Source organism: Microcystis aeruginosa NIES-843, assembly GCF_000010625.1.
GTDB lineage: Bacteria > Cyanobacteriota > Cyanobacteriia > Cyanobacteriales > Microcystaceae > Microcystis > Microcystis aeruginosa.
Genome location: NC_010296.1, coordinates 2,431,730 through 2,448,351, shown reverse-complemented (window position 1 = coordinate 2,448,351; position 16,622 = coordinate 2,431,730). Strand labels below are relative to the sequence as shown.

The following is a 16,622-nucleotide window of genomic DNA, read 5'->3' as shown; positions in this document are numbered from 1 at the left end:
TTAAACTTCAAGTTTTCATTCAGGACAAATGTACTGATTAACTAATTTTTTGGGGAAAATTAGTTAACCCATCATTATAACATATAATTAATTTGCAAGAGTTCTATTCTATGATGGGTATGAAGACCACTAATTACAATGTAATGGGTTCAGCGTTTTTTGACTATGCGAGTCCTACCAGTACCGATGAGATGGGAATTTTCAACCTGACCGTCACGTCCGTTGGTCCGGGATGGATCTATAATTTAATTCTCGAAAAAGGCGTTTTCGCAGCAGTTCCCGAGCCCTCTGCTATCCTGGGTATCCTAGCGGTTGCCGGTGTTGGTGCTTTTGCTCGTCGCAAGAGCTAGTCACTGTCAATAGAGCAAAAATAATGGAAAAAACAAGCGTTAAGCTTAACCTTAACGCTTGTTTTATTGTCTAGAGAAGGAGATGGGGAAGTGGGAAGTGGGGAGTTCGAGCATTTGTATTAAAATATCCAATACGCAATTTAAATGCAGTATACTGTTCACTTAACAATCCCACTGGTCACTGATAATTGATCACTGATCACTGATCAGCCATTCCGAGGCCCTTTCACCTAAATCTAAGGCCAGACTAACCGCTTTACCGAGACGGGGACGCTCGCGGGTTTCGCGGATAAAAGCTTGAAATTGACTAAAACCACCCCATTCGTGGAGATAATTAGCGATCACATTGAGATGTTCCAGATATTCGGACTCGGAGAGGGGAAAAGAAGCTTGTTCGAGATATTTCCACATTACCTGGACATGAACCTTATCTTTGATGCGTCGCAGCTGGATATCGTAGGAACGACCCCATTTTTCTAGTAATAATTGCTGTAAGTCCACACCCGTCATGGTTGCTATCGCTTCTCAGATGTCAGTCGGCCTCTTGATTTTATCACAAATGTCAGGGGAAGACCGCTCAACTAAACTTACTCAAACTTACTTAAAAGCCTGAAAGCTTAGTCATTCGTAGTGGGTCAAGCACGGAGCGGATTAAACGGCAAACCCTTTATTCCCTGGTCAATGACATCAGGAATTACTTTTCTAATGATGTTAAATGCCCCATTGACATCGGCATTTAACAACTGATTTGTTCCCATTTTATACAGTCCCCTAGCTAACCTTTTTCCCTTAAATAATGGTTTTTCTTCACCATATTTAGGTAACTCATCCCTATCTAAAGCACTGGATTGTGAGGTATAGGATTCTTCAGTTATTATGACTTTTATTCCTTTTAATTGAGCTTTGTAGGTTAACATTTCTATTAATCTATTATGGGGAATATTGACAAATTGTTGATTATTCCTTTTTCCTAGATTAAGAGATTGTTTCATCCGCTCATTATGCCCAATTATTAACGTCCCTATTTGATGAATAGTACACCAATCTATTACTCTTTTACTGGCTGTGTGTAGATAATTTTCTACTCGACAGTTTCGTTTATGGGTTAGGAATAGCAATCTCTTAGATGAGGGTTGATTATTTCGAGTTTTTAATTGAGCTTGTTGTTGTGACCGTTGTTTGTTGTAGAAGGTGTTAATTGCTTTTAACGGTCTGCCATTGACCAAAAGAGGTGCTACACCTGTTTGATTTGTAGTTACAGCCATTAAGTTATTAACTCCTAAATCTACCCCAGCTATCTGTTGTTTATCTGTGGTTTCCGACCGTCTTTCATAGACTATTTCAATGACATAACAGCTACTTTTGGGGACAATTCTCACTTCAATTATTTCTCTTCGGGAAGTGGTCATTTTTAAGTCGCTCATAGACAAGTGACAAATTCCTTCTTTTAAAGGTTTTTTATAAATTGATTCCTGAGAATATATTAGCAGGTTCCTTCCTTTGGTTTTGTCCTTATACTTAATGATTTTGGGTTTTCCTAAAAATTTTTCAGGGTGTTTTTTCCAAGCTCTAAAAGCGGCAAAATAACTAACCCAAGCTTGCTCCAATTTTCTGATTATCTGCGTGCTTCGGTTTCGCGGGTAAAGCTAAATAATCTGAGGTTTTAGATACCAGATGATAGAGTTGATTAAAACTCAGTTTTTGGGAGTTTTCAAAGAAATATTGGCGATAATGGTAGTTAGCTAGATTGAACAAATTTTTTGACAAGAAGGCATAATGGTCGATTTCTGACCATAAGGGATGATTTTGACTGATAATATGACGTTCAACTAGCTTCATGTCTTGATTATACCTGATAACGTTCTTAAAATCTATCGGTCGCCAAAGTTACTTATTTTAGTTGTATAGCTACAGAAATGAGTAGCTTTAAAAAGCTTTAGGCAGGGCTTGCTGAATAATGGTAAAACCCTTTTAAAATAAGGCTTTTGACCTGTTCAAGTCCGATGTTAGTGCAAGAAAATAGGATTGGGACTTTCAAAAACCTTGCATTATCCTTCTTGTGGTACATCGCTTGGTACAAAAAACAAGGGCAACAAAGCCTGAAACGACCGGCTACTGACGACCGACGACCGACGACCGACTCCTACCCCCAGGAAAAACTTTTTCAGCAGACCCTAGGTAGGTTTTTGGTTTCTGTAGTTAACCCTCGGTTTTACCGAAGGGATGACACTCTCGCCATCAACCGCTTCGCGGTGTAAAGGGAGTCCTCTTGCTCCAATTTAGATAGACCTGTGAACCACACTTTCAACCTGATGAACTTTACTCCACTGTGACACTTTTGGCTAAATTGCGCGGCTGATCCACGTCTAAACCGCGACGGGCTGCGATATGATAGGAGAGCAATTGTAGGGGAATTACTGTTAGAATTGGCGATAATAGTTCTTCAATTTCCGGCACATACAACAAATCATTAAAGACTTTTGGCGCTTCCGTATCGCTGTCGGCAACTACTCCCAATAATCGCGCATCCCTTGCTTTTGCTTCCTGTGCATTGGAGAGAACCTTATCATAAACTATCCCCGGCATAGCAATCGCTACTACGGGAACTTTTGCATCTAAAAGCGCGATTGGTCCGTGTTTCATTTCTCCGGCTGGATAGCCTTCCGCATGAATATAACTGATTTCTTTGAGTTTTAAGGCCCCTTCTAAGGCAATGGGGAAATTAATCCCCCGTCCCAAGAAAATAAAGTCTTGGGTGTCATTAAATTCATGGGCCAATTCTTCGATCGCTTTTTCCTGTGTTTCTAAGACAGTTTCGATCGACCTTGGCAGCGATCGCATTCCATTAATAATTTCCTCGATTCTCTCTAAAGACAAAGTTTGACGACGATAGGATAAATCCAAAGCTAAGAGATAAAAACCCAATAATTGTGCCGTAAAACTCTTAGTTGCCGCCACCCCGATCTCGATTCCTGCTTGGGTATTAATAATCTGATCGACCATTTGTGCTAGGGTACTTTCGGGGCGATTAGTAATACCGATAATCCGGGCCTGATATTTTTTTTCTAATCCTAAACGACGCTGTTTTTCCGTTTCCAAAGCCGCTAAAGTATCGGCTGTTTCCCCCGATTGCGTCACCCCGATAGTTAGAGTATTGGGCATCAGGGGCGTGGGTGCATAGCGAAATTCCGAGGCGTACTGTACCCTGGTGGGAATACCTGCCAACTGCTCAATCAAGTATTTACCGACTAAACTAGCGTGCCAACTGGTTCCACAGGCTAAAATCTGAATATGTTCTAAATTATCGTAAATTTCTTCAGAAAAATTAATATTTATTGGGTTGACATTATCCTCATTTTGTGCTGTCCAATGGGGATGCAGATAGGTTCCTAAACAGTCGCGTACCACTCCGGGTTGTTCGTAGATTTCCTTGAGCATGAAGTGACGATAACCCTGTTTTTCTACGGTCGTCGGACTCCAATCGAGGACTCTGGGGCTTTTACGGACTCTTTTGCCCTCAAAATTATAAATTTCTACTCCCAAGGGTGTTAACCGAGCGATTTCGCCATTATCCAGGGACAGCACCGCCCGGGTATGGGGAACCAAAGCACTGACATCGGAGGCACAGAAAAACTCCCCTTGACCGAAACCGATGATTAAAGGGGCGTGTTGCCGCACGACAATCAATTCATCGGGATAATCGGGACTAATCACCCCTAGGGCAAAGGCCCCCTCTAAACGTTCAATTGCCCTTAAAACTGCCTTGAGGAAAGGACTCACCCCCAAGTAGTCTTCATCGGTAGGTTTGGGTAGATAACTGGCGATTAGATGGGGAATAACTTCTGTGTCGGTTTCCGAGTCAAATATACAGCCTTTCTCCTTTAATTCTGTTCTTAATACCTGAAAATTTTCGACAATGCCATTCTGTACCACTGCCACCCGTTGACTATTATCGGTGTGGGGATGGGCATTACTTTCTACGGGTTTGCCGTGGGTTGCCCAACGGGTGTGACCGATGCCAATTTGGGAGGGATTAACTTCCTGTTCTAATTTTTCCCGCAGATTGTAGAGTTTTCCCTGGGCGCGGACTCGATGTAATTCACCTTCGAGAATTGTGGCAATTCCTGCCGAATCATAACCCCGATATTCTAAACGTTCCAAACCAGCTAGGAGAATATCGATCGCTGTTTGGGTTCCGATATAGCCAACAATTCCGCACATTCTTTCCCTGACCCCATTTAGGCTAAGTCCGATCTATTCTATCGCAAGCGTGACACTTGTTTGCTTAGAGGCTAAAGACGCACTGACAAGGGCAAAGTTTCCTCTAATGGGACTCATCCTTCGCTCATTTTTGGGAGCAAGATGGGGTCAAAGAGGTCTCAAACGGCTCTTTTCCTGCGTCCGCCCAATCGACGAACTTGACGAGAACCAGTAGGAACCATCCAGATTGGGGCATCTGGGCGACGAGCTTCAAGGCGATCACAAGCGGCTATTTCACTCGCGTCAATTTCAAAGTCTCCAGTTTCGAGAGCGATTGCCACAATCTTGCCATGATTACCTTGCTCGACTTGAGAACGTACCTGAGTCTCATAAATCTCATCGCTGCGTCGGGCAAATTCTTCTTTGCTGTAGAGAGGTTGTCGCACTGTCCTTGGCGCGTGACCCTGTGGCAACTTTTGCCCCTCTATTTTAGATCTCTTGCAAAAGTAATCAAGATATATCCTTTTGTCGGTAACGAAGTTCGTAATTGTAGATACCAGCAATCAAATTCAATCTCAGACCAAATCGCCGTCTGCGATTTCTGTATCTTGATGAAAGTATCCGAAATATTTTGAGACGACGATGAATATGTTCTATAACTATGCGCCGTTGTGATAACTGACGATTGGCTTTTTTTTGCTCTTTACTTAGTTTTTCTTTTTTCTTTTTTTTATGAGGAATTTGACTGTTTTGATGGAGCTTCTGAATTCCTTGATAGCCTTTATCCCCTAATATTTCTATTTCCTTATTTAACCTTATTTTGCTCTCTTTCCACAGTCGAAAATCATGGACTCTTCCTTTCTCACAACGGACACAGATTACCTGCTCGCTTTTTTGGTCGCAACGCGCTCGCTGCGCGAGATCGGCAACGACTTGCGACTTTAATGTGTGGTATCCCTGCTTGCCACTATAGCATGATTTCTGTTTTTTTTTGGGTCTTTCTATCTCCTGTTCTGACACATCCACCACTATTACTTCTATTTCACTATTACTTTCTAAGAGGGCTTTTTTTCCGGGTAGATTAAACAGACCTGATTTGATGAGAATATTCTCTACTTTCCTAACAATTCTATACGCCGTTGATTCGTTAACACCCCAACTATTTCCCCGATGAAAATAGGTGCGATATTCTCGCCAATATTCTAATGTTATTAGTAGTTGGTCTTCCCTACTCAATTTGCTAGGTCTACCTGTCTTTTTTTGCCAAACTTTTTCTGCCTTTAGGACTGTTACCATATCCTTAAATGTATCTGGATACACGCCACACAAGCGTTTGAACTCTGTTGGCTTTAAAGTTTTTACTTGTTCGTAATTCATCTTTCAATCTTAACCCGCATTTCTCACAAACTGAATTAAGAACCTAATTTGGAGGTTAAAAGTTGGTGTTTTTCAAAAATAAGAGAAACCCGCTTAGTTATCAAGGAATAATCTGACTAAACTAATCAAAAAATTCCTGAATTACTGGAAAAATTCCGTCAATTAGGGAAAATGTTCACGACAAAGTTAGCTGAATTTATAAGCAGCCATTTTTAAGACTATTTAATGATCTTTGAAAACTCTTCAACTTATCCAGTTCCCGCTATCGCTTGAATTCTAGAGTAAGCTATCGCTAAAATATCTTGATAGGGACAAGAACTGGCAATTGCGATTAAAATTCTTCTGACACTAACAGTAATTCTAGCTCCTAATTTAAGGAAATTAAGGCGAATTGTTCCCACTGTCGCTTTGGCAAAAGAAGTTTTAGCCAAACAATTTTGACGAAAAGCTTGCATTAAAACATAAGCCATTGATGACAACCAAAGTCTTAATTGATTACTCTCAAATGTCTGTGTCGAATTCCGGTCAGCAAATAAGTCTAATTGTTGCTCTTTAATTCGATTTGACCTCTCCCCTCTGGGGCAATATTTTTCAGTGTAAAGTTTAGATGGGGGAATCTTTGATGCAGGTAAAGAAGTCACAACGTGGCGAATTTTTACGCCCTCACTACCAGGACAAACTTTTGTCACCACTCTTCTTGAACGGCTCCAGGATTTTTGGGTTTGATAACATAGGGAACGATACCAAGTCGATTCTGGTACCAATTTCGCCAATTCTCCTAACTCTTCATCGGGAGAAAATAACGTCTCCATTAATTCAGTAACTGGCTGAAGTCTTTGCTCGTAATCTGCCTTAGCTTTCTCAATTACATCGGTCGCTCGTAATTTTAATTGACTATTCGTTGCCATTGCTAAAACATAATCAACTCCTGCTTGACTTTCGCAAAATTTCATGATATCTTCACGGGAATAGGCACTATCTCCTCGTACTAATATCTGCGTATCTGACCATTTTTCTCGAATTATACCGATTATTCGCTGCAATTCTTCTAATGCTCCCCCAGCAGTATCTACATGAGAAGACCGGAGTTTAGCTACTAATAAATGATGCTCACAGAAAATATACAAAGGAGCATAACACACTCCTTTATAATAAGTATTGAAAAACGCTCCCTCTTGATTTCCATGCACTTGGTCATCGGTGACATCCATGTCTAAAATAATTGGTTTCGGTGGCTTTTTGTAGGATTCTAGAAAGATGTCCACAAAAGCTTTTTCAATTTCTTTGGGGTTAGGCTCGATTTTATGGTAACGACTGTTCTCTTGATTGATGACTGTTTCCGGACAATATTCTAGTCGATTAATTGTACTTTTTCCCGCTAAATTTGCTTGGGCTGAGTCAATAAAATTTAGTTTTTTCAATGCTATTGCTAAAGCTGGAGCATGACGTAATTTATCATGATCATTGACATCCTCATATCCCAAAACTATCCCATAAACTCTTTGTGCGAGTAGTTCATGAACTGAATAATCTAGATAGGATGAATTTCGATAATCTCGAAAACATTCGGCAAACCGAGCCGTTATTTTTAGCTTTTGGTCTAACTCTGCCATCAAAATAATTCCTGCATCTGAGGTGATTTTTCCTCCCTCAAAATTAGCGATTACTTGTCTTCCATTGAGGTTTCCAAAATTTAATTGATTGAGTCGAGACTGGTCTGAACTAGGAGTCATAAACTTGACATACTTTAAATAGTTTTAATGATTAAATTATAGCAAGCTTTTGACTTCATTCTCTACTTAAAATTGAGACTTTATCAACTAATTAACCTAAAAATACGCATTTTAAATTTGTTCTTTTTTCAAGGTCTAATTGATGATGAGCTTAAGTTGAATCCTAACAACACACTGTCGTTTTTGCTACAAGGCGATCACCCAGTCAAAACCCAGATTTTGTAAGGCTTCGGGGGTTGGTGATCGTACTTTTTGTGAGAAATGCGGGTTAACTCTTGGACTATTTTATCCTATTTTGTCTAGACTTATGCAAGAGATCTTTTAAACTAGGGGTTGCTGAATAATGGTAAAACCCTTTTAAAATAAGGCTTTTGACCTGTTAAAATCCGATGTTAGTGCTGCGAAAATCGGATTGAGACCTTCAAAAACCTTGCATTATCCTTATTGTAGTACATAAGCTGGTACAATAAGAGAGGGTAACAAAGCCTGAAACTCCCGACGACCGACGACCGACTCCTGACGACCGGCTACTGACTCCTAACCCCACCAACAAACTTTTTCAGCAAACCCTAACCTAAACATTGGCAATCTTCGCTAACATTCCTCAACTGGGCCCACAAGAGCGGCGTACTGCTACGCAGTGCCTTCGGCATCGCACTTAGACTCATAATCGGAGTCTCCTGTCTCGACTAGGAAATTAATTTTGCACGACTACTTAGGCCCGCATTTCTCACAAAAAGTACGATCACCAACCCCCGAAGCCTTACAAAATCTGGGTTTTGACTGGGTGATCGCCTTGTAGCAAAAACGACAGTGTGTTGTTAGGATTCAACTTAAGCTCATCATCAATTAGACCTTGAAAAAAGAACAAATTTAAAATGCGTATTTTTAGGTTAATTAGTTGATAAAGTCTCAATTTTAAGTAGAGAATGAAGTCAAAAGCTTGCTATAATTTAATCATTAAAACTATTTAAAGTATGTCAAGTTTATGACTCCTAGTTCAGACCAGTCTCGACTCAATCAATTAAATTTTGGAAACCTCAATGGAAGACAAGTAATCGCTAATTTTGAGGGAGGAAAAATCACCTCAGATGCAGGAATTATTTTGATGGCAGAGTTAGACCAAAAGCTAAAAATAACGGCTCGGTTTGCCGAATGTTTTCGAGATTATCGAAATTCATCCTATCTAGATTATTCAGTTCATGAACTACTCGCACAAAGAGTTTATGGGATAGTTTTGGGATATGAGGATGTCAATGATCATGATAAATTACGTCATGCTCCAGCTTTAGCAATAGCATTGAAAAAACTAAATTTTATTGACTCAGCCCAAGCAAATTTAGCGGGAAAAAGTACAATTAATCGACTAGAATATTGTCCGGAAACAGTCATCAATCAAGAGAACAGTCGTTACCATAAAATCGAGCCTAACCCCAAAGAAATTGAAAAAGCTTTTGTGGACATCTTTCTAGAATCCTACAAAAAGCCACCGAAACCAATTATTTTAGACATGGATGTCACCGATGACCAAGTGCATGGAAATCAAGAGGGAGCGTTTTTCAATACTTATTATAAAGGAGTGTGTTATGCTCCTTTGTATATTTTCTGTGAGCATCATTTATTAGTAGCTAAACTCCGGTCTTCTCATGTAGATACTGCTGGGGGAGCATTAGAAGAATTGCAGCGAATAATCGGTATAATTCGAGAAAAATGGTCAGATACGCAGATATTAGTACGAGGAGATAGTGCCTATTCCCGTGAAGATATCATGAAATTTTGCGAAAGTCAAGCAGGAGTTGATTATGTTTTAGCAATGGCAACGAATAGTCAATTAAAATTACGAGCGACCGATGTAATTGAGAAAGCTAAGGCAGATTACGAGCAAAGACTTCAGCCAGTTACTGAATTAATGGAGACGTTATTTTCTCCCGATGAAGAGTTAGGAGAATTGGCGAAATTGGTACCAGAATCGACTTGGTATCGTTCCCTATGTTATCAAACCCAAAAATCCTGGAGCCGTTCAAGAAGAGTGGTGACAAAAGTTTGTCCTGGTAGTGAGGGCGTAAAAATTCGCCACGTTGTGACTTCTTTACCTGCATCAAAGATTCCCCCATCTAAACTTTACACTGAAAAATATTGCCCCAGAGGTGAGAGGTCAAATCGAATTAAAGAGCAACAATTAGACTTATTTGCTGACCGGAATTCGACACAGACATTTGAGAGTAATCAATTAAGACTTTGGTTGTCATCAATGGCTTATGTTTTAATGCAAGCTTTTCGTCAAAATTGTTTGGCTAAAACTTCTTTTGCCAAAGCGACAGTGGGAACAATTCGCCTTAATTTCCTTAAATTAGGAGCTAGAATTACTGTTAGTGTCAGAAGAATTTTAATCGCAATTGCCAGTTCTTGTCCCTATGGCTCTTCGGGAATTGTTATGCAAATAATTAACTTAAAATAAAATTCGATGAGAGCGCCTACGCTCAAAAGTAGCTGAAATCCATACAGGGAAGGACTTAAGGCACAAACAGGTTAATACCAAAAGATAGACAATTGAGTTAAGATTTGATATAATAGCCAAAAACGAGATTATTTTACTTATGATACTTGACAAATTTTTGAACCTAAAAGGAACCTGTATTCAAGGCTATCTACACCTAGAAAATATCGGTATAGTTTGCCGAATCGAATCTAAAAATCAAAAAGCAACCTGTCCTCGTTGTGGGTTAGAGAGCGATAAACTCCACCAAAATCATCGACATTTAGTCAAAGATTTACCAATCTCAGGACAACCAGTGTACCTACAGGTTAATCGTCGTCAATTTAAGTGCGGTAATTGTCAGAGACCCTTTAGCGAAGAGTTAGATTTTGTCGCCAAGAAACGAACCTATACGAAAAGACTAGCCGAGAATATACTCGAACAATTAAAAGAAGGAGATATTTTAAATGTTAGCCGAAGAAATAACGTAACGGAAGAAGAGATTCAAAGAATGGTAGAGGACATCGCCGAAGAAATTACAGAGCCAGATTTATCGAAATTAAAAAGGCTAGGAATTGATGAAATCGCTCTAGTCAAAGGACAAAAAAATTACTGTGCGGTTTTAGTAAATTTAGATACGGGAAAACTAATAGCTATTCTAGAGAAGCGAACACAAGAAGAGTTGAGGGAAACGCTTACTGGGTGGGGAAAAGAGGTGTTAGAGCAAATTGAAGAAGTGAGCATAGACCTTTGGTTGCCCTATAAAAATTTGGTGAAAGAATTGATGCCATCGGCCGAGGTAGTCGCCGATAGATTCCATGTCATGAAACAAATTAATCAAGAGTTAGACGAACAGAGAAGAGCGGAAAAAAGAGCCGTAGAAGCGCAGAAAAATAAAAAACAGAAAGCGGAAAAAGAAGCGAAGCTAGAAGTTTTAAAGCGAAGTAAATATAGCCTGTTAAAAAATGAAGAAGATTTAACGGAACCCCAAAAAATTAAACTAGAAGCTATCAAAGAAAAATTCCCAAATTTGAAAAAGATGCAGAAATTAAAGGAAGAATTCAGAAAGATTTATGAAACCTCAGAGAATCCGACAGAGGGACTGCTATCCATCTCGGAATGGTTGGCAAAATCCTCCAGTGTTTTTACCAAGAGTTGTCAAACAATCCGAAACTGGTTTGGAGAAATCATTAGTTATTTCGAGCGAAGGACAACGAATGGGGTGGTCGAGGGAATCAACAATAAACTTAAACTAATAAAACGGAGAGGCTATGGCTTTAGAAACTTTCGGAATTTTTGGGTTAGAAGTATGTTATCTTGGCATCTTGTATGTTGATTTAGCATAAAGGGTAACGAAGAGCCGTCCCTATCAAGATATTTTAGCGATAGCTTACTCTAGAATTCAAGCGATAGCGGGAACTGGATAAGTTGAAGAGTTTTCAAAGATCATTAAATAGTCTTAAAAATGGCTGCTTATAAATTCAGCTAACTTTGTCGTGAACATTTTCCCTAATTGACGGAATTTTTCCAGTAATTCAGGAATTTTTTGATTAGTTTAGTCAGATTATTCCTTGATAACTAAGCGGGTTTCTCTTATTTTTGAAAAACACCAACTTTTAACCTCCAAATTAGGTTCTTAATTCAGTTTGTGAGAAATGCGGGTTAGGGCTTGCTGAAAAAGTTTTTCCTGGGGGCAGGGTGTGGGGTGTGGGGTGTGGGGTGTGGGGTTTTATCGATTTTCAGGTGGTCAACTACCTAATTTTCAGGGAAAAAGTACCTGAATTTTCCCCCCAATCACTCCAATGGTCGGCACTTTTTGAGGTCAAAAAAGTCTAAAAACCTTATCCAACAAGGTTTTTAGATTTATTCAGCAAACCCTACTTACTTACAGATCAGAGGCAGGCGTTGACAATTAACGTAGGATTAGTTAGTATGATGATCTAATCCTACCGGGCTGTCCTAGGCAGTTTATGGCAATGAGTAAGAAAGTCAGCATAACCTTAGACGACGAAGTTTTGGACTTTGTAGATCGACTAGCAAGCAATCGTAGCCGCTTTATAAATGATGTTCTCTGGCAAGAGAAGAGAAGGATTTTTATGAAAGAGCTAGAAGATGCTTATAAAGATCAGGCAAATGATCCAGAGAGCCAAGAAGAAATTTCTGTCTGGGATATTGCAGTGGGCGATGGTCTAAATGCCTAATGGAAGACTAACCTACAAGCGAGGAGAGATATGGTGGGTCGATCTGAAACCCGTTGTTGGTCTTGACATCCTCGCCGCCGTAAAACGGACGGCGATTCCCAAACCTCACGATTTGGGTTTCTGCTTCTTTCCCGAAGGATTTTTCGCACCTGCCTTAACAGATTTACTCTGTTCTGGTCTTATGGTCGCTCTACAGACTGACACCGCAAGCCCTGCGGCCAAAATATTTTTACTGGCGTTAATATCTCGGTCATGGTGTGTCCCACAGTCTGGACAGTCCCATTCTCGAACATTTAACGGCATTTTCAAGGGCAATATACCCGCAATTACTACACCTTTTAGAGCTAGGAAACCATCTATCTATTTCGATGTAATTTCTCCCATACCAACGGCATTTATAGGCTAATTGTCGAGTGATTTCTCCCCAGCTTACATCAGATATTGCCTGAGATAATTTCGGGTTTTTGACCATATTCTTGACGGCTAAGTTCTCAACCACAACCGTTTGGTTTTCACGAACTAATTGAGTGGTTAGCTTATGTAAATGGTCTTTTCTGCTATCGGTGATTTGAGCGTGAATCTTGGCTACTTTGATTCTTGCTTTTTCCCGATTTTTTGACCCTTTCTGTTTTCTAGAAAGGCTTTTTTGGGCCTTTCGCAGTCTCCGATAATGCTTTTTAAAATGCTTGGGATTAGACACTTTATCGCCATCGCTGGTAATCACGAGGCTACTAATTCCTAAGTCAATTCCGATGGCTTTATCTGTTACTGGTAAAGGCTTAATCGTTGGGTCATCAAATCTTATTGAGATATGCCAACGTCCAGAAGGATGCAATCTGACTGTTACTGTACTTGGGTCACAAGCTTCTGGTATTTGTCTTGACCATCGAATAGGTAAAGGTTCTGTGCATTTGGCTAAATAGATTTGTTTGTCTTTGAACTTAAAAGCAGATTTAGTAAATTCAGCACTTCCTCCTTGATGTTTTTTCTTAAAGTTAGGATACTTAGTCCGACCAGCAAAGAAATTAGTAAAAGCTGTTTGTAGGTGTCTTAACCCTTGTTGTAAAGGTACACAGCTAACTTCGTTTAAAAACTCTAATTCTTCTTGTTTTTTCCAATCGGTTAGCATTGAAGAAGTTTCAGTATATCCTACTCTTTCTTGTCTTTCGTACCAAGCTTGTGTTCGTTCGTGGAGAGCTTTGTTGTAAACTAATCTTACACAGCCCAATGTGCGCCGCAATAGCGACTCTTGTGTTGGTGTGGGGTAAAATCGAAACGAATAGGCTTTTTCCATATCCCGCATTCTAGCATATATCGTGTAAATGTGCTAAGATTTAACAGCAAAGCCGCCGTAAAACGGCGGGGTTTCAGACCCAAAATTTTCGATGAAACCGATAAAGAACGCCCTTGCCTGATTTTACAAAACGATATGGGCAATCAAAATGGAACAACGACAATAGTTGCTCCATTGTTGCTGGGGAAAAAGACTTATCCTTTTGTTGTGAATATTACACCGACAGTGCAGAATGGACTAGACGGAGATCGACACATCAACTTAAGTCAAATGAGGGCTGTAGATTCTCAGAGAATTAAGAATCAACAGGGTGTTTTAGAAGACGTTTATTGGGAAGAAATAGAGAAAGCAGTCTGTATTGAACTCGGTTTCAGTTTAGCTTTTAAGTCTTCATAGCGCGATGCCGAAGGCACTGCATAGCAGTACGCCATCGCCCTAGGGTGCGTTCCCTAAGGTGGCTCCTACTGCTCCACCGATCGATTTTTGGGAACGCACCCTACACATTGATTGAAACTGTGAGTTTAAGTGCGACCGCTGATCTTAATAAGTACCTAAGCAAAATTAATTACACATCTAAGCCACTACTCCGTCAGACTTCTGGTGTGAGGAAACAGTGAACTGAAAACTCAAATCCGATCCCTAATAGCTGTCTCGGAGTCTCGGAGTCTCGGAGTCTCGGAGTCTCGGAGTCTCGGAGTCTCGGAGTCTCGACTAGGAAATTAATTTTGCACGACTGCTTATTGATGCGTGCAGAATAGATGGGCAGCTTTGGATGGACTTTCTTGAATCGCAAGCTGGGATAGCTTGGGTCTTCTTTGAATTGCCGATACTCTTTACGGGTCTGCTCTTGAATCGGTTTTGGAAGCTCAGAAAACATCTCCCGAAAACGAGCAGTGGTACAAGACTTCACAACGTTTCCTGGTCTAATTCTTGAGTCTTGCCCGATCGATGTTCTGCCATTGCTTCGGCTGCTAGTTTAGCCAGCAAGTTTGGTGAGCGGGCAAAGGAGTCATCCCATCGCTGCTCTTCTTCGAGTTCTGCCAAAATTAGGGTTGCGATCGCGTCCTGTTGAGCGGTTGACAAGGTTTTTAATTGGGCGATCGCCTGCTCAAGTCGTTCAGTCATATAGTTACTAATTCTGTACGCAAATATTGCATCTAGAATTAGCTTTGTACGCTTTGACCCGTACTGGGTTAACTACGAACCTCTCTATCGGATTCCCGCTAAAGGCGGCCTCTCCGACTACCTTTCTTCCAATATTTAAGGAACCATTAATATCTGCTCCATAGAAATAACCCGACGAGCTTCTGAATAGTCCTCTTTTAATTCTCTTGCCTAAATAGCTTTTTTGCTTTTGAATAGACTCTAAGTCCAAGAAACTACATTTAGAGGTATAGCTTTCATTAGTTGTTTTGACCTCTATTCCTACTAAATTTGCTTTATAGGTAAGTTGTTCGATCAACCTTGAATGAGGAATATTTACGAATGACTGGTTATTTCTATCTCCAATATTAATGTTTTGTTTCCAGCCTTGATTATGACCAATAACTAAAAGGTTAATTTGATGAGCTAGTAATTTATCAATAATATATTTACTAGCGGTGTGGAGGTAATAATCCACCTGGCAATTACGCTTTAAAGTTAAACCTTGTATTCTTTTACTGGTCTTCTGTAGACTGGGTAATTCCGATTTGAGTTTAGCTAGTCTCTTGTTGTACTTTTGATTGCAGGATTTTAAGGCTTTTCCACATACTAAAGTTGGCTGAAATTCGGGAATATTAGAGGTAACAGCAGCTAGGTTATTTAAGCCTAAATCGATAAAAGCATATCTTTCTCCCTCTTGACTTGATGAGGATGGTTGTTCATAGACAATCTCTAAACAATAAGCACCCAATTTAGGAATAATCCTGACCTCTAAGACTTCCTTTAAATTAGTTTTAAATTCTCAATTAGTCCCTGATAGCTTGATTAAACCTTGCTTCAACGCTTTTTGAGAAATGGCTTGATAGTTATAAGTTAAAACGTTTCTACCTTTTTCCTTGTCTTTGTATCTTGGCAACTTAGGCTCTCCTGTAAATTTATCTGGCGATTTTTTGGATTGTTCTTTCGCTTTTTGGTAGGATTTAAAGGTTTTTTCTACTTGCTTTAATACTAACTGACTTACTTTGGCGGGTAAGGCTTGATAATCTGGACTCATTTTTAAGGCATGATGTAACTCAGTCATTGTTAAAAATGGTTGATGTGAAAAGAAAACTTGACGGTTTAAATAAACAGCACAATTATACAGATTCTTCGATAAAAATCCTAATTTATCAATTACTGAATAATTTTTGTGATTAAATTTAATTAGATGTTTTTGAACTAATTTCATCATTCTCCTCAAGGCATTTAATTAAACATTCTGTCTTTCTATTTCGTCGTCTTAATGAGTATAATCGAGCGCAAAATGAGGTAATTATGCTCACGAAGTCTTGCCTTAAATCGTCTTTTCTTTCTTCTGCTAGATTAACGACCTCTAGCTCTCTATTTGTTTGAGTTAAAAGAACTTTCAGATAATTAAACCCTACTCTGCTTAAACGATCTTTATGTTCTACGACAATCAAATTATAATCAGTTTGTTCTAGAAGTTTTAATAATAGCTTTCGATGATCATTGACTCCACTTCCTACTTCTTTAACTACTCGAACAATTTGATAGCCTTTCGCAATACAATAAGCTTCCAATCTTTTTGCCTGAGTCTCTAAGTTAGATTGATTTTCTGAACTAGAAACTCGCGCATAAATAGCTACTTTATTTTCACCGCAAGAACGGTCATCTTCAAAAATAATAATTGTTCCTGTAGGAAGACGTTCTCCTTGTAACTGCCCTCGATTCCACATTCTCCAAGCAGTGTCATAACTGATCCCTTTTTTCTTAGCATAATCTGATAGTTTCATGTGAACTGCAACGTAAACTTGTACTAACCATATTAGCAGTTGTTTGCAGTCATTT

General features: G+C 39.6%; 15 protein-coding genes and 2 pseudogenes. 6 read left to right on the top strand and 11 right to left on the bottom strand.

Features of this window, described 5'->3' with window-relative positions; all coding sequences use genetic code 11:
• The first annotated feature begins 119 nt into the window (after positions 1-119).
• Positions 120-350, top strand: coding sequence for a PEP-CTERM sorting domain-containing protein (locus MAE_RS34940; protein ID WP_012265789.1), 231 nt, complete (start codon positions 120-122; stop codon positions 348-350).
• A 192-nt stretch (positions 351-542) separates the two neighbouring features.
• Here the strand turns inward: MAE_RS34940 and MAE_RS11835 are convergent, their stop codons facing one another.
• The 3 genes from MAE_RS11835 to MAE_RS36405 form a co-directional block, all read right to left on the bottom strand.
• Entirely contained in the window at positions 543-860 is a 318-nt protein-coding gene (locus tag MAE_RS11835; protein WP_004162464.1) for a DUF3067 family protein, read from the bottom strand.
• Positions 861-985: 125 nt separating this feature from the next.
• Positions 986-1,957 carry an RNA-guided endonuclease InsQ/TnpB family protein gene (locus MAE_RS11830; protein WP_231859770.1) on the bottom strand — a complete coding sequence of 324 codons (972 nt, stop codon included), beginning with the start codon at positions 1,955-1,957 and terminating at the stop codon, positions 986-988.
• A complete protein-coding gene (locus tag MAE_RS36405) occupies positions 1,938-2,189 on the bottom strand; it encodes a hypothetical protein (RefSeq protein ID WP_012265787.1) in 252 nt (83 codons plus the stop codon). The genes MAE_RS11830 and MAE_RS36405 overlap by 20 nt, the downstream gene beginning before the upstream one ends.
• Positions 2,190-2,353: 164 nt before the next feature.
• Between MAE_RS36405 and MAE_RS33345 the strand changes: the two genes are divergently transcribed.
• On the top strand, positions 2,354-2,608 hold the full coding sequence (locus tag MAE_RS33345; protein ID WP_012265786.1) for a hypothetical protein: 255 nt from the start codon (positions 2,354-2,356) through the stop codon (positions 2,606-2,608).
• Positions 2,609-2,669: 61 nt separating this feature from the next.
• On the opposite strand, the gene glmS is transcribed toward MAE_RS33345, so the two are convergent.
• From glmS to MAE_RS11805, 4 genes are all read right to left on the bottom strand, one after another.
• A complete protein-coding gene (glmS, locus tag MAE_RS11820; protein ID WP_012265785.1) occupies positions 2,670-4,571 on the bottom strand; it encodes a glutamine--fructose-6-phosphate transaminase (isomerizing) in 1,902 nt (633 codons plus the stop codon).
• A gap of 158 nt (positions 4,572-4,729) precedes the next feature.
• The gene (locus tag MAE_RS11815; protein WP_041804068.1) at positions 4,730-5,023 is read right to left on the bottom strand and encodes a hypothetical protein; all 294 of its coding nucleotides are present in this window, start codon (positions 5,021-5,023) and stop codon (positions 4,730-4,732) included.
• Between the two features lie 37 nt (positions 5,024-5,060).
• The gene (locus tag MAE_RS11810; RefSeq protein ID WP_012265782.1) at positions 5,061-5,927 is read right to left on the bottom strand and encodes an IS5 family transposase; all 867 of its coding nucleotides are present in this window, start codon (positions 5,925-5,927) and stop codon (positions 5,061-5,063) included.
• Between the two features lie 248 nt (positions 5,928-6,175).
• Positions 6,176-7,660 carry an IS1380-like element ISMae9 family transposase gene (locus MAE_RS11805; protein WP_012264152.1) on the bottom strand — a complete coding sequence of 495 codons (1,485 nt, stop codon included), beginning with the start codon at positions 7,658-7,660 and terminating at the stop codon, positions 6,176-6,178.
• A 988-nt stretch (positions 7,661-8,648) separates the two neighbouring features.
• On the opposite strand from MAE_RS11805, the gene MAE_RS11800 reads away from it, so the two are divergent.
• The 3 genes from MAE_RS11800 (at position 8,649) to MAE_RS11790 (ending at position 12,337) form a co-directional block, all read left to right on the top strand.
• Positions 8,649-10,118, top strand: a complete 1,470-nt coding sequence (locus MAE_RS11800) for an IS1380-like element ISMae9 family transposase (protein WP_012265781.1) — start codon at positions 8,649-8,651, stop codon at positions 10,116-10,118.
• Between the two features lie 139 nt (positions 10,119-10,257).
• Entirely contained in the window at positions 10,258-11,472 is a 1,215-nt protein-coding gene (locus MAE_RS11795) for an ISL3-like element ISMae36 family transposase (protein ID WP_012265780.1), read from the top strand.
• Between the two features lie 640 nt (positions 11,473-12,112).
• On the top strand, positions 12,113-12,337 hold the full coding sequence (locus MAE_RS11790; protein ID WP_012265779.1) for a type II toxin-antitoxin system MazE family antitoxin: 225 nt from the start codon (positions 12,113-12,115) through the stop codon (positions 12,335-12,337).
• 105 nt (positions 12,338-12,442) lie between these two features.
• Here the strand turns inward: MAE_RS11790 and MAE_RS11785 are convergent.
• Positions 12,443-13,631, bottom strand: a pseudogene (locus MAE_RS11785) (RNA-guided endonuclease InsQ/TnpB family protein).
• Positions 13,632-13,661: 30 nt separating this feature from the next.
• Between MAE_RS11785 and MAE_RS11780 the strand changes: the two are divergent.
• Positions 13,662-14,027 (top strand): type II toxin-antitoxin system PemK/MazF family toxin, encoded by a 366-nt coding sequence (locus MAE_RS11780; protein WP_050766290.1) that lies wholly within the window; start codon positions 13,662-13,664, stop codon positions 14,025-14,027.
• A gap of 510 nt (positions 14,028-14,537) precedes the next feature.
• On the opposite strand, the gene MAE_RS11775 is transcribed toward MAE_RS11780, so the two are convergent.
• The 3 genes and pseudogenes from MAE_RS11775 to MAE_RS11760 form a co-directional block, all read right to left on the bottom strand.
• Positions 14,538-14,756: a hypothetical protein gene (locus MAE_RS11775; RefSeq protein ID WP_012265775.1), complete on the bottom strand. Its 219-nt coding sequence runs from the start codon at positions 14,754-14,756 to the stop codon at positions 14,538-14,540.
• 7 nt (positions 14,757-14,763) lie between these two features.
• Positions 14,764-16,002: pseudogene (locus MAE_RS36070) on the bottom strand (RNA-guided endonuclease InsQ/TnpB family protein).
• Positions 15,974-16,567 carry an IS607 family transposase gene (locus MAE_RS11760; protein ID WP_012265773.1) on the bottom strand — a complete coding sequence of 198 codons (594 nt, stop codon included), beginning with the start codon at positions 16,565-16,567 and terminating at the stop codon, positions 15,974-15,976. Before MAE_RS11760 ends, MAE_RS36070 begins: the two are co-directional and overlap by 29 nt.
• Positions 16,568-16,622: the final 55 nt, after the last annotated feature.